Origin of the sequence: Aquidulcibacter sp. (assembly GCF_020253525.1) — a bacterium.
In the GTDB taxonomy this organism is placed as follows: domain Bacteria; phylum Pseudomonadota; class Alphaproteobacteria; order Caulobacterales; family Aquidulcibacteraceae; genus Aquidulcibacter.
In genome coordinates this window covers 1-12619 of the sequence record NZ_JADCBK010000093.1, presented here as the reverse complement: position 1 = coordinate 12619, position 12619 = coordinate 1, and the positions used below count along the sequence as shown (strand labels likewise).

Here is a 12619-nt window from a genome sequence, read left to right as displayed (position 1 = left end):
GATCGGCTGACGCCATCGGGGATGAAAAATTATCCGGCTAAAGGCCCCCTCACCGCGCGCGCAAACCCTCTGGCACAAGGTCGTTCAGCACGGCGGGTAAAGCGGCGATCAAATCACTGGCGATCAGGCCGGGGCCGACCCGATTGGCGGCGGTTGCATGAATCCAGACGGCCGCACAGGCGGCTTCAAAGGCGGGCATGGATTGGGCCACGAGGCCAGCGATGAGGCCCGCCAGCACATCGCCTGTTCCAGCGCTTGCACTAAATGGGGTTGCCAGTTGGGACGAAGCCAAGCGTCCATCGGGGGACGCGACCCATGTTTCTGCCCCCTTATGGACGACGATAGACCTCAGCTCTTGGGCGAGCTGCAACGTCGCCTTTGCCTTATTACCCCGATCAAAGGACCCCGCAAGGCGGGTGAATTCGCCGCTATGGGGTGTCAGGATGGTAGGAGCACTGCGGGCTTGTACGGCTTGCCACGGCGGGCCATGGCGGCCACCTTGTGCCATCAAGGTCAAGGCATCGGCATCAAGCACCAAAGGCCCTGAAAAGCCCTGCACCATGTCCAAAACATCGTCGGCTTGGGTGGCCGTCAGCCCGAATGCGGGACCAAGGATCGCCGCATCAAAACCTGAACACAGGCTCGACAGGCTTTGGAGGGCCGCGCGCTCAACAATCAAACGCTCTGTCTCATGGCAGGCCAGAATGGTCGCAGCATCGGCTGCAGCTATCAGACTGACCCACCCTGCCCCGATACGATGGCCGGCCGCCGCAGCAAGGCGCGCGGCCCCGGTTTGCAACCTGCCGCCACAGATGACGGCAAGCCTGCCGCGGCTATGCTTGTGGGAGCGTGCGTCTGGCCACGGAATGGCGCGGGCCTGCTCGATCGAAATAACCAAGTCTGCCCTATGCGCCACCGCTTCCTGGGGAGGCAGGCCAGCCATAGGCTTAGCGTGTCCGCTCAAGCTCAACGCCCGAGCACGCAGCCCCGGGCACGGCACCGGGCTTTTCCACCCGCAACCGGACACTTAAAATCCGCTCATCAGTGAGGACGGCTTCGCAGACTTTTTCGGCAAAGGTTTCAATCAGATGCAAATGCTCACCCGCTGCCACGGTGCGCACATGGGCGACCAGACTGTCATAATCGACGGTTTCGGCCAACTCATCACTGCCCGCCCGCACCGACGTGCCAACCTGCACTTCCAAGTCGACCACCAAAGGCCGCCGCCGCCCCTTTTCATGCGCATAGACGCCGCACTCAGCCTCCACCATCAAGCCCTTGACGAAAATCTTGGTCGAGACGGCACGCGTCGGCGCGACATCATCGGGCTTAGCTTGGCTGGAAAACGGCTTGGCAGGGGGCTTAGCTGGACGGCGGATCATGCCGCCGGGCCGCATCACCACGCCCAGTTCAGAAGGGCCAGAAGATTTCATTCGTTGATCCCATCAACATCAGGTGTGCGCCAAATCAGGCTTTGACCGCCATCTACGGCCATGATTTGGCCCGTAATAGCCTCAGCATTCAAGAGAAAGCAAACCGCATCTACCACACTGTCCATGGGGCTGCCTGTACCCAGAAGCGTGGCATCGACTTGTTTTTGAAAATCTTCTTCCGACTGACGAATATTGCGCGCGGTGGGCCCCGGTGCCACGCCATTGACCCGCACATGGGGTGCCAAAGCCTGAGCCAAGGTATGGGTGGCTGTGGCTAAAGCCGCCTTTGATAAGGTGTAGGTGAAAAACTGCGGCGTCAGCTTGAAAATGCGTTGGTCAATCAAATTGACGATGGAGGCGCTTTGCCCGTCAGGTAAGGCCGCTGCTACATTGCGGGCCAATTCGCACGGCACCCGCACATGCACATCAAAATGACGATCCCAGCTTTGACGCGTAAAGTCTGACGCTTCATCGCCTTCAAAGATTGAGGCATTATTGATGAGCCCGGTGATCGGCCCGCCTGCTAAACGACTGGCGCGGCTGATCAGATCGGCAACTTCAGCCTCAACCAAAAGATTGGCCTGTAGTGCAAAAGCCTGTGCGCCTTCTGCCCGCAGACGTGCCGCGACAGCTTCGGCTTGGCCGATCGAATTGCTGGCATGGAGAATGACTTTATGGCCCGCCCCCGCCAGCCGTTCGGCAATCGCCAGACCCAGTCGTTGACCCGCCCCGGTTACCAAAACAGATTTGTGAAAAGAATTCATTGTCATGGCGTCTAAACTAGATCACCCAAGCACGAACGACCAGCCCCACTTAACTGTGGGTGTTTGACGCAAGACTGCAAAGCTGCAAGATTGGCTTTATTATCGTAGGGTAAGCACTTAAAGATTACCCAACAAAAATTCTTATCTTAAATGTTTTTACTATTGTGGTTGCTGGCTATGGATTACTTGCGAACCCTTGATGACATCCTAAGCAACTTGAATACGGGCATTATCGTACGCTGCCATGATGAAATTCTCTATGCAAACAAGGCAGCAGCAGTCATTTTTGGGTTCGCTTCGGCGCGTGAATTCACCGATTATCGCGATGTAAGCCGCTTGCTGGGCACCTTTGTCCGGCCCAAAAGCGATCCCGAACGCCGCTTTGCCTATTTCTCGACGACCAAAGGTGATTTGTTTTTTGCCGATGTGAGTGAGCGCTTGATTGATTTTCGCGGTCAGCAAGCGGTGCAAATCACACTCAACGCGCCGCTTCAATCTGAGGAGGATTTAGCCGCTGCCCGCACCATGATCGAGCGTTATGCTCTGGCGCTGCGACATGCCAAAATCGGCGTATGGGACCATGATCGCGTCGCCAATACACATTTTTTCTCGCCATCCTGCCTTGAGATTTTGGGTCTGAGCGACACCGACTCACGCCCCTATCTGTCTGTGTTTGAGGACCTGATTTATCCGGAGGACCGCCCGCTGGTGCGCGCTGCTTGCGCAAAGGCCTTTAGTGAGCGGATACCCTATAGCGCCCAATTCCGCATCATGCGCCCAACTGGCGATGTGCGCTGGGTCTCGGTCAGTGGCACAAGCCTACATGATGGTGACGGCCTGGTGCAGCGCTTTGCTGGCACCATCCTCGACATCAGCGAACAAAAAATCAAAGAGCGCGAATTGATCGAGGCGCGCAAAACCGCCCTCGCCGGCCTTGAAGCCAAAAACCGCTTTGTATCGGGCCTGAGCCATGAGTTCCGCACCCCGATTCATGCCCTTATGGCCCTGCCGCGCTTGTTAAAGGAACAAGCCATTCGCCCCGAATTGGCAGACTTGGTTGAGGCCTCCGAACTGGCGGGTGAGCAACTTCTGTCCTTGGTGGATTCTGCGCTCGACCTCTCGGGTCTTGAATCTGGCAATTTGGAGGTCCGCACCAGTGCATTCCCGCTGGCAAAAACCTGTTTGACCGCCTGTGAAACCATGCGGGCACGAACCCATGCCCGCCAGATCGAGCTTGAGGTCGATATTGATCCGGCAGCCCAAGCCAATTTCTTGGGTGACGAGAAGCTATTCCTGCGCACGCTTCAGGCGATGTTGCGCCATGCGATTGAACGCAGTGGGCCAGGGGCCATGAAATTGCGACTGAGTGCGGGCGAAAATGGCCATGGGGCTTTGGTGGTCTTGCAAGATGTTGGCGCGCCTTATTCAACCCTTGAGGCGCGCAGTTTGTTTGAGCCTTTTTCCAGCATCCAAACCCCAGACAATCCGATCACGCAAAGCAATGGGATTGATTTGCCATTGGCTCGAAAACTGGCCCGGGCGATGGGCGGCGATGTGACCATTGCCACCCGGGGTACACGCAATGGAGCGCTACAATTCTACCTGCCGCTAGAACGGGTCGCGAGCAATCTTGATGAGCCAATCTCTATGAGCAGCACCACGCGTTCGCTGTGTGTGTTGGTGGTGGAGGATAATCTGATCAATCAGAAGATTATCGCGGTCATCCTCGAGCAATTGGGCCATTCTTGCGTGATTGTTGCCGATGGCGTTATGTGCTTGGAGACGATCCAGAAAGCCCGGTTTGATGCCATTTTGATGGATCTGCATATGCCCAATATGGATGGCTATCAAACAACCCGACACATACGGGCTTTAGAAGCAGATATGCCGGTGGCCGACTTCCCGGCCATGCCCATCATTGCCCTGACAGCAGATGCCCGGCCAGAAACACGTGAAGCCGCCATGGCGGCGGGCATGAATGGCTTTTTGAATAAGCCAATCTCGATACCAGAATTGAGTGAGGCTTTAGCCTCAATTGCCGCAGCCAGTGCCGAGGATGCCTCGGCATCGCGGGCCTAATGCAGCCAAAACGGCCCGATCTGGGCGCGCTGAGTTAGTCGAGGCGCTTAAACTCGATCAGATTCAACAAAGCCATGGCACCAACGGCCAATGCGAGTGCAAGAAGGGCATACATGGTGGAAACTCCTCATATCGTTAGGCGTCTATCTAGCGGCATTGGCACCGCTCGCCAAGTCACCCGATACAAGTCCGCATGTTAAAGTTTTTGCGCAAAATCGTGATGCATACGTGGTTCCGCTTAACCCGCGGGGCAACCCTTGGCGTGCGAATCCTCGCGATTGACGACCAAGACCGCGTTTGCCTGGTGCGCCACACCTATTTGCCCGGCTGGCATCTACCTGGTGGTGGCGTTGAACGGGGCGAGCATGCGCTGGATGCCGCGATCAAAGAAGCGCGCGAAGAGGCAGGCCTCCTCATCCAACCAGAAGACCTACGCCTTGTCTCGATCCATACCAATTTCGCCTATTTCAAAGGCGATCATGTGCTTGTGTATCGCGCGAGCGCGTGGCGTGTTGAGCCAACAAACCGTGCCCATGAAATCGCCGAACACGGTTTCTTTCCGATAAAGGATTTGCCTGCGGGCACAACAGCCAGTACCCACCGCCGCCTGTCAGAGGCAGCGGGCGGGCCGACCCACCCTATTTGGTAGGCACAGAGGGTGATTTTGCGGCGGCTTCCGCATCAATCAAATCTTGGACTTGTTTGTAAAAGACTTCGCGCGCAGCCCCTTCAGGTCCATCGGTTGCCCGGGTCCAATTGGCGTTGGAAGCAATCACCAATTTGCGCTTGGGGTCGATGAAAATGCCTTGGCCAAAAATGCCCTGCGCCGAGACGCTGCCATCGTCATAGGTCCACCATTGATAGCCATAGCCGCGGCCGGGCTCACCATAATCCATTTTCTTGGTCGCCGCCTTGGCAAACCAATCGGCGGGGACAACTTGGGTATCGCCAATCTTGCCGCCTGCAAGCACAAAGAGACCCATGCGCGCATAGTCTCGTGTGGCCATTTGCAGACAGCATCCAGCAATTTCTTGGCCTGTATTGTTCAAAATCCAAGTCGCCTTTTGCTCCATGCCAAAGGGCTTCCAGATTTTCTCAGACAAATAGGTCGCCAGCGGCTTTTTGGTGGCAGAGCTCACCAAAATTCCAACCAGATTGGTCTCGCCCGTATTGTAATTCCAAACCGTGCCAGGGGCATGGGCGCGGGGAAGTTTGCGCATATAGCTGGTTGTCGCATCTAAGCCCGCATCAGGCTTGGCATTATTAAATTTTGCGACATCGGAGTTTGGATCTTCATAATCCTCATTCCACTTCACCCCAGACGACATGGTGAGCAATTGCTCCACCGTCACATCATCATAGGCAGAGCCTTTGAGACCCGGGATATAGGTTGAAACCTTGTCCGATAAGCTTTTGATATAGCCGTCTTGGATCGCGGCCCCCACCAAGGTGGAGGTGTAGGATTTAGCCACTGAAAAGCTGGTCCAGCGGCCAGAGGCATCAAAACCCAAGCCATATTTCTCAAACCGCACCTTGCCATCTTGAATGATGACAATGCCCGATGAGCGTTGGGACTGCATATAAGCGTCAATATTGGGGATGACTAATGGCGCGCCCACCGGCAGTTCGGAAGCTGTTGGACCGGCTTCAACTACATTGCTTTTGGCCAGAAACTCCAGCCGGTCCATAGCGCGAAAGGCTGCATCGCGCTGGGGAATGGACCAGAAAAGCACGTCCCGATTGGTCGGCAATTGCGCCAGAACGCCTTTGGTTTCCTTGTCCAAGCCACTATAGGCAAACGCGCCAGCGCCAACCAATGCGAGTGCAGCGATCCCAAGAGCTGGGGCCAAGAAACCTTTTTTCATGTCATCTCCTATGAGAGTTTGCCACGCACCAAAGCGTCATAGGTGGTGACCATATCCTCGCACACCCGGCCTGGCTGGTAATAAATGCCCGCGATTTCCTTGACCGGTGTAACTTCAGCGGCGGTGCCTGTGATGAAGCACTCAGAAAAATTGCCAAGCTCTTCAGGCATAATGGTCCGCTCAACCACTTCATAGCCCTTGTCGCGGGCCAGACGGATCACCGTCTGCCGCGTGATGCCATTCAAAAAGCAATCGGCCACGGGGGTATGGATGGCCCCGTCCTGAATAAAGAAGATATTGGCCCCGGTGGCTTCGGCGACATGGCCGCGCCAGTCGAGCATCAAGGCATCGGCATAGCCTTCAGCTTCAGCGGCATGTTTTGAGTCGGTGCAGATCATATAAAGACCCGCTGCCTTGGCTTCACAGGGGGCGGTCTTGGGATCAGGCCTGCGCCATTTGGCGTGGGTGACGCGAATCCCGCTCATTTTGTCGGCAAAATAATTGCCCCACTCCCAAACAGCCACGGCGGCGCGGATCGTGCTTTGTTGTGCCGATACGCCCATCATCTCGCTGCCACGCCACATAACGGGGCGGATATAGCAATTTTCAAAGCCATTGCGGGCTATGGCTTCGGCTTTGGCAGCTTCAATATCGGCAATTGTGAAGGCCGGCTTCATGCCCAAAATCTCGGCCGAGCGGAACAGGCGCTCTGTATGGCGCAGGCTTTCAAAGATTTGGCCGTCATAGGCGCGCTCGCCTTCGAAAATGGACGAACCATAATGCAGGCCGTGGGTCAGCACATGTACTTTCGCCTCGCGCCATGGCTTGAATTCGCCATCCATCCAGATCCAGCCGTCGCGATCGTCGTAAGGAATGAAAGTCATGTGTCTTGCGCCTAGTTCAGTGTATAGAGTTTCAAAAGCTTCACAGTCGGTGGGCTTGAACCCAAATGCGATGAGACGCAATCTCTTGGACCAGCCATGACTGTCAACACCTTACCGAATGCTTTTGCCAGATCAAGCAGCCCTGCCGCCGGTGGGCCACGGCTCTATTTGCGTGAGGATGAGCTCGACCTTGGCGTTTCCCTGATCTTCAAATCAGCGGATTTATTGAAGGCCGCTACCGAGGAACAGCGCCAGCGACACCAGATTTCTTGGGTTGAAGCGCGGTGCTTATGCGAGCTGTTGAGCCATCCCCTGCCCGTCCTGAAACTTGCAGCAGAAATTGGGCTGGGCAAACAAACCATGTTGAAGACCTTGGATGGGCTTGAAGGGCGGGCGTGGTTGCGGCGCACAGAAGATCTCCGCGATGGACGGCGTCGAATCGTTCAGCTCACCACCGAGGGGGCCAACATTGCCACTGAATTAGCCTTGGCCATGCGCACACGACTGGCCGCTGCTTACCGCCTTGCCGGCAGCGAAGCGGTTGCTGGCTGTGACAAAGTCCTCTCAACCCTCACAGAATCGCCCGTTGCCCCAGGCGGTGCGCCCTCACCCTCTCAACCCAAAAGAGCCCCCTAATGGCCCCGCGCGCCCAAGCCGATCATCCTGCCCATCTTCTTGTCGTCGACGATGATGATCGCATCCGCAATCTCTTAAAGCGTTATCTCAGTGGCCTTGGCTATTCGGTCACCGAAGCCTCTGACGCAGCAAGCGCCCGTAAGCTGATGGACGCTTTGATGTTTGATCTGGTCATTCTGGACGTCATGATGCCGGGTGAAGATGGTGTGTCGCTGACCCGGTCTGTGCGGGGCGAGCGGGATACACCCATCATCCTGTTGACCGCTTTGGGGGATCCAAGCCACCGGATTGAGGGGCTGACGGCTGGGGCAGATGATTATCTTGGCAAGCCGTTTGAGCCCGAAGAACTCGCTTTACGCGTGGCGGCCATCCTCAAACGCGCCCGCCCCGCCCCCGCAGCTGACGTGCTGTTGCTCGGCTCTGCTACGTGGAACACCACCAAAGCGGAACTGCGTCGCGATGGGATTTTGGTGCGCTTGACCGATGCGGAAAAGGATTTGCTGGCAGCTTTGGCGGCGCGCCCTGGTGCCACTATCACGCGGGAAGAATTGGCGCGTAAAGCAGGGGTTACGGTTGAGCGGTCCATCGATGTGCAAGTCACACGGCTGCGCCGAAAATTAGAGGATGATCCCGCTGAGCCCCATTATCTGCAAACCGTGCGCGGGCTTGGCTATCGGTTGATGCATGATGCATAAGCTTTATCTGCGGCGGGGCATTGTGCGATGGACCTAAAGGCGCTGATCCCGCGCGGGCTGTTTGCGCGCTCGCTGCTCATCATCGTTTTGCCCGTCGCGATCATGCAAATGGTCGTGACTTATTTGTTCTTTGACCTGCATTGGGAACAAGTCAGCCGCCGCTTGAGTGAGGGGGCAGCAGGCGATGTTGCCTTGGTCACCCAACTTTATGCCGACAATCCAACGCCTGAAAATCTTGCCGCCATCACGCGCTATGCGCGCGCGGACTTGCGCCTGTCGGTTGCTTTGCAAAAGCAAGCCAAATTACCTGAGCGTGAGCGTTTGGCCGTCATCCCCGCCTTTGACCGGACGTTGCGGCGCGCTTTGTCAGGGTCTTTGCGGCAGAAATTCTGGTTCGATACGACGCGCTATCCCGACTATGTCGACATCCGGGTGGAAGTGCCCGGTGGCGTGCTTCGGTTTCTGGCCTATCGCGACCGGGTTTTTGCCTCCACAGGCGGTATCTTCATCCTGTGGCTGGCCGGGGCGACCATCCTGCTTGCCACTGTCTCCGTCTTGTTCATCCGCAACCAAGTCCGCCCGATGGAGCGCTTGGCCGATGCCGCTGACCGATTTGGGCGCGGGGAAAATGTGAGCTTAAAGCCTGCAGGTTCGGCCGAAGTGCGCCGCGCCACCTTAGCCTTCTTGCAAATGCGCGGCCGGATTCAGCGCCATATAGAGCAGCGCACCAATTTGCTGGCTGGGGTAAGCCATGATTTGCGCACGCCCTTGACCCGCCTCAAGCTTCAATTGGCCATGATGCCGCCCTCCAGCGATATTGATGAAGCGCGCAAAGACATCCTCGAGATGGAGCGCATGCTGGAGGAATATCTCGCCTTTGCCCAAGGCCAATGGTCAGAAGAACCTGAGGCCGTTGATTTGGCAGAAATTGCACGGGCCATTATTCAAGATGCAGCGCGCGCCGGACGCGAGATTGACGGCTCTGGCCTTGCTGAAAGCCTACCCACGTCTGGCAGGCCGATTGCGCTCAAGCGCTGTCTCTCGAACCTTGTTGAAAATGCCTTATCCTTTGGCCAGACGGTTATGCTGAGTTCCTCACAAAGTGAGGATGCGATCTATCTCTATGTGGATGATGATGGCCCTGGCATTGCGCCTGAAAACTATGAAGAGGCGCTCAAACCTTTCTCTCGGCTTGACCCGGCGCGCAATCAGAACCGCGAGGGCGTTGGTTTAGGCTTGGCGCTGGCCTATGATGCCGCCCGCTCGCACGGGGGCAATCTGGTACTGTCACGCTCTACGCTGGGCGGTCTTCGGGTGAGTGTGCGTCTGCCGTTGTAGAGCGCTTACGGCGCGACGCGGCTGCCTTGAAAAAGTCGGCGATTTTCTCGCCACGTGCCAACCAAGCCTCACTTTCGCGCAAGGTCTGGTCAAGGCCCGCCATGGTTTTCGACAGATCGGCATCATCTTTCAGCCAAAGCGCTTCGATTTTGCGCAAGCGACCGGCAAGGCCCATGACGCGGGCGGTTGATTTAAGGCTGGTGGTAGAAACACCCACCGCTTCTAGGGCCCAAGCTGCGGTGCGCACACGGCGGGCGGCCCGGGCAAGGGCTGCGGCGGGTTCTTCTGTGTCTGCTTCAAGGATCGAAGCCCACGCAGCCCTTTGGTCTTGCATGGCATCAAATCGCGCCATCACAATATCAAACAAGTGGTCGCGGCTAGGTGCATCGGCTTCTAAGTCTGCCACCGCCTCTAACATGGCCCGGTCAAGCATCTGGTCGAGATAGTCAGCCACCGAAAAACGCGTGATCCCTGCATCGGCACAGGCAGCCAAGCTCTGCCCTGCGGCTTGGCATAGGCTGACCAAGCTGATTTCAGCCCAGGATTTCTCCGCGCTCAATGAAAGCGCAGCCTCGCCTAAGGCTTGCAACAGGGGGGTGTGCGCAGATGGGTTTGCTTGGGTCATGGGCGTAATATAGGGCGCAAAGCCCCCGTCGGCTACTTACCCAATTGGCGCGAACGATGGATCGCGGCCTCAACCGCCCGGCGCACCAAGGTGATGATCCCGCCACCCGCCGTCAAAGCATCGGTCGCAGCCGCCGTTGTCCCTTCTGGGCTGGTCACGGCACGGCGTAAGTCTTGCGGATTCTGGCCCGTTTCTTCCATCAAGGCGGCCGAGCCAATCACGGTCTGCCAGGCCAAGCGCTCTGCCAAACCGCGCTCTAGGCCTTCAGCCTCACCGGCTGCGGCCATGGCCTCAGCCAAAAGGAAGACATAAGCAGGGCCAGAGCCAGAAACCGCTGTCACCGCATCCATCTGCTTTTCGCTTTGCAGCTTTTCGACATGACCCAAGGGGCGCAGCAAGGAAACGGCCAAGGCCTCTAAGTCTGCTGGAACCGTTGGGCTATTCCAATAGGCGGTTACGCCTTTGCCGATTTGGCCCGGTGTATTGGGCATGGCGCGAACCACATGGGTTGCGCCCAAAACTTCTGCAATCTTGGCGGTGCCGATGCCAGCCATGATGGAAAGAACCAACGTATCACTGGATACCAAATGCTTGATGGTCTGATCGCCAACCGGGGCAAACAATTGCGGCTTAATCCCCAAAACAACGCACTCAAAGACCGCGCCTTCGATGCTTTCGGGATTCAAAACCCAATTCTGCGCCGCAATGATTTCCGACACTTCTGCGGAAGGAAATGGTTCAAATACGACCAAATCGAACGCATCGGCCATTGGGGCCCATCCGCGCAACATGGCTCCGCCCATCCGGCCACCGCCGACAAGCGCAATTCGCTTTTTCATGAAACTCACGCCTCTCCGGCAGTCTCAAACAAAGCTGCCTGGGCGGCCTCTTCAGGTGTTTTGCCGGCCCATAGCAAGAAGTTAAAGGCGGGATAAAAGCGCTCGCAAGCCTCGACACCGGCAGCCAGAATGGCCGCCACTTCGGCAGGCTCTGGCGTATCGCGGCCAATCAAAGGCACCACCGCCCGCCACGACAACGCATTATCGTCGGAAGAAAGCTCAAAATGACCCAGCCATAGCGCTTCATTGAGCAAGGCCAGCAAGGAGGCGATGTCTCCCCGACGCATGCGGGGGGCTTTAAGATCAAAAATCAAGCTGAGCGCCAGAGAGGGCGCGTCTTCCCGGGCAATGAAAATCCCATGCAGGTCACAATAGGTCATGGAAGCAGCGAAGTGGATTTCTTCTTCTAAACGCTCATAGGCCTTAGAATCGGCAGCCAAAACGGCTTCAACCGTATCGAGCGTATCTGCATCTTCGAAAAAATCTTCGTCACGAAGCGTAAATTGGCGGTCCATATAACCTCCACGGTGGTTCGCTTACACGCGGCACGCGAATCGCGCACCGCTGATGGGCATGGTTGGCGGGAATGGCGCGCGCTGCAAGCGGTACGCCAAAGCTTTTAGCTGCTTTTGGCCGATTTTTTTGTTGAAGCCGCTTTAGGTGCTGCTTTCGCAGGCTTTCCGATCGATGCCTCTAAGGCATCAAGGCGCGCTTTTAAGCTGTCAGCCTCTGCGCGTGCGGCTGCGGCCAGATCTTTCACCGCGTCAAATTCGTCGCGACGTACCAGATCCATGTCAACAATCATGCGCTCCATTTGCGAGCGCCAAAAGGCCCGGGCCTCTTCACCCACACCTTGCGCAACACCCGCAGCACTGGTTGCCAATTTTGAAAATTCGTCGAGGAAAGGATTACGTGTTTGCATAAGGACCTTCTAGCGGGTCTATTCCCGTTGCGCTATGACAAAGTTACATCACTTGCGCGAGACCTGTGTGTCTAGCAGAAGGTGTTTAAGATCGCCTTTGTCGTCACGGTGAAGTTTGTCTTAGCTTTTTCCAAGGCCTTTTAGCTTGCCGCTGTTTTTGTGCGCGGCTGCAATTGGGAGAGGCTTTGCATCTGCCCCATTTCTTTTGCTAAAGACCCCTTATGATCGATATGGCCATTCCCTTTCCCGACATCTCTCCCTTCGTTTTTCAACTGCCGGGTTTTGACCTGTTTGGGTTCGCACTTGGCCCATTTGGTCTGCGTTGGTATGCGCTTGCCTATGTTGTGGGCCTGATCCTTGGTTGGAGGCTCATGGTTGGGCTGGTGAAGAAGCCTGCACTCTGGGGGCCTAAGTCGCCGCTGGATGAAGAGGATATTGACGACTTCCTATTTTACGCGACCTTGGGCGTGCTGTTTGGCGGCCGTCTTGGCTATGTGCTTTTCTATCGCCCGGAGATGCTGGCCGACCCGATGTCGGTT

Annotated in this window: 15 protein-coding genes; 6 read left to right on the top strand and 9 right to left on the bottom strand. The window is 56.7% G+C overall.

Annotated elements, in window-relative coordinates:
* Positions 1 to 49: 49 nt before the first annotated feature.
* The 3 genes from IOB61_RS11300 to IOB61_RS11290 are packed head-to-tail and all read right to left on the bottom strand — an operon-like array spanning position 50 to position 2197.
* Positions 50 to 964 (bottom strand): NAD(P)H-hydrate dehydratase, encoded by a 915-nt coding sequence (locus IOB61_RS11300; RefSeq protein ID WP_290816586.1) that lies wholly within the window; start codon positions 962 to 964, stop codon positions 50 to 52.
* Positions 948 to 1433, bottom strand: a complete 486-nt coding sequence (gene folB / locus IOB61_RS11295) for a dihydroneopterin aldolase (RefSeq protein WP_290816582.1) — start codon at positions 1431 to 1433, stop codon at positions 948 to 950. The genes IOB61_RS11300 and folB overlap by 17 nt, the downstream gene beginning before the upstream one ends.
* The gene (locus IOB61_RS11290) at positions 1430 to 2197 is read right to left on the bottom strand and encodes an SDR family oxidoreductase (protein ID WP_290816580.1); all 768 of its coding nucleotides are present in this window, start codon (positions 2195 to 2197) and stop codon (positions 1430 to 1432) included. Before IOB61_RS11290 ends, folB begins: the two co-directional genes overlap by 4 nt.
* Positions 2198 to 2374: 177 nt before the next feature.
* Here IOB61_RS11290 and IOB61_RS11285 point away from each other — a divergent pair, with 177 nt between their 5' ends.
* A complete protein-coding gene (locus IOB61_RS11285; RefSeq protein ID WP_290816576.1) occupies positions 2375 to 4276 on the top strand; it encodes a response regulator in 1902 nt (633 codons plus the stop codon).
* Between the two features lie 193 nt (positions 4277 to 4469).
* Positions 4470 to 4925, top strand: a complete 456-nt coding sequence (locus IOB61_RS11280) for an NUDIX domain-containing protein (RefSeq protein ID WP_290816573.1) — start codon at positions 4470 to 4472, stop codon at positions 4923 to 4925.
* On the opposite strand, the gene IOB61_RS11275 is transcribed toward IOB61_RS11280, so the two are convergent.
* Both IOB61_RS11275 and IOB61_RS11270 read right to left on the bottom strand, forming a co-directional pair.
* On the bottom strand, positions 4915 to 6141 hold the full coding sequence (locus IOB61_RS11275; protein WP_290816570.1) for a serine hydrolase: 1227 nt from the start codon (positions 6139 to 6141) through the stop codon (positions 4915 to 4917). The two genes, IOB61_RS11280 and IOB61_RS11275, sit on opposite strands and share 11 nt — an antisense overlap.
* 8 nt (positions 6142 to 6149) lie before the next feature.
* A complete protein-coding gene (locus IOB61_RS11270) occupies positions 6150 to 7025 on the bottom strand; it encodes a branched-chain amino acid aminotransferase (protein WP_290816567.1) in 876 nt (291 codons plus the stop codon).
* A 96-nt stretch (positions 7026 to 7121) separates the two neighbouring features.
* Here IOB61_RS11270 and IOB61_RS11265 point away from each other — a divergent pair, with 96 nt between their 5' ends.
* The 3 genes from IOB61_RS11265 to IOB61_RS11255 are packed head-to-tail and all read left to right on the top strand — an operon-like array spanning position 7122 to position 9694.
* Complete coding sequence (locus tag IOB61_RS11265) at positions 7122 to 7661, top strand: hypothetical protein (RefSeq protein WP_290816564.1); 540 nt, start codon at positions 7122 to 7124, stop codon at positions 7659 to 7661.
* Positions 7661 to 8356, top strand: a complete 696-nt coding sequence (locus IOB61_RS11260) for a response regulator (RefSeq protein WP_290816562.1) — start codon at positions 7661 to 7663, stop codon at positions 8354 to 8356. The genes IOB61_RS11265 and IOB61_RS11260 overlap by 1 nt, the downstream gene beginning before the upstream one ends.
* A gap of 27 nt (positions 8357 to 8383) precedes the next feature.
* Positions 8384 to 9694, top strand: coding sequence for an ATP-binding protein (locus tag IOB61_RS11255; protein WP_290816560.1), 1311 nt, complete (start codon positions 8384 to 8386; stop codon positions 9692 to 9694).
* On the opposite strand, the gene IOB61_RS11250 is transcribed toward IOB61_RS11255, so the two are convergent.
* The 4 genes from IOB61_RS11250 to IOB61_RS11235 form a co-directional block, all read right to left on the bottom strand.
* Positions 9651 to 10319: a hypothetical protein gene (locus IOB61_RS11250; RefSeq protein ID WP_290816557.1), complete on the bottom strand. Its 669-nt coding sequence runs from the start codon at positions 10317 to 10319 to the stop codon at positions 9651 to 9653. The two genes, IOB61_RS11255 and IOB61_RS11250, sit on opposite strands and share 44 nt — an antisense overlap.
* A 32-nt stretch (positions 10320 to 10351) precedes the next feature.
* Positions 10352 to 11158 (bottom strand): pyrroline-5-carboxylate reductase, encoded by an 807-nt coding sequence (proC, locus tag IOB61_RS11245; protein ID WP_290816554.1) that lies wholly within the window; start codon positions 11156 to 11158, stop codon positions 10352 to 10354.
* A gap of 5 nt (positions 11159 to 11163) precedes the next feature.
* Positions 11164 to 11673 carry a YbjN domain-containing protein gene (locus IOB61_RS11240; RefSeq protein WP_290816551.1) on the bottom strand — a complete coding sequence of 170 codons (510 nt, stop codon included), beginning with the start codon at positions 11671 to 11673 and terminating at the stop codon, positions 11164 to 11166.
* Positions 11674 to 11777: 104 nt separating this feature from the next.
* The gene (locus IOB61_RS11235; protein WP_290816548.1) at positions 11778 to 12080 is read right to left on the bottom strand and encodes an accessory factor UbiK family protein; all 303 of its coding nucleotides are present in this window, start codon (positions 12078 to 12080) and stop codon (positions 11778 to 11780) included.
* A gap of 221 nt (positions 12081 to 12301) precedes the next feature.
* Between IOB61_RS11235 and IOB61_RS11230 the strand changes: the two genes are divergently transcribed.
* Positions 12302 to 12619: prolipoprotein diacylglyceryl transferase family protein (locus tag IOB61_RS11230; protein ID WP_290816545.1), on the top strand; the 318-nt coding region annotated here is incomplete at its 3' end.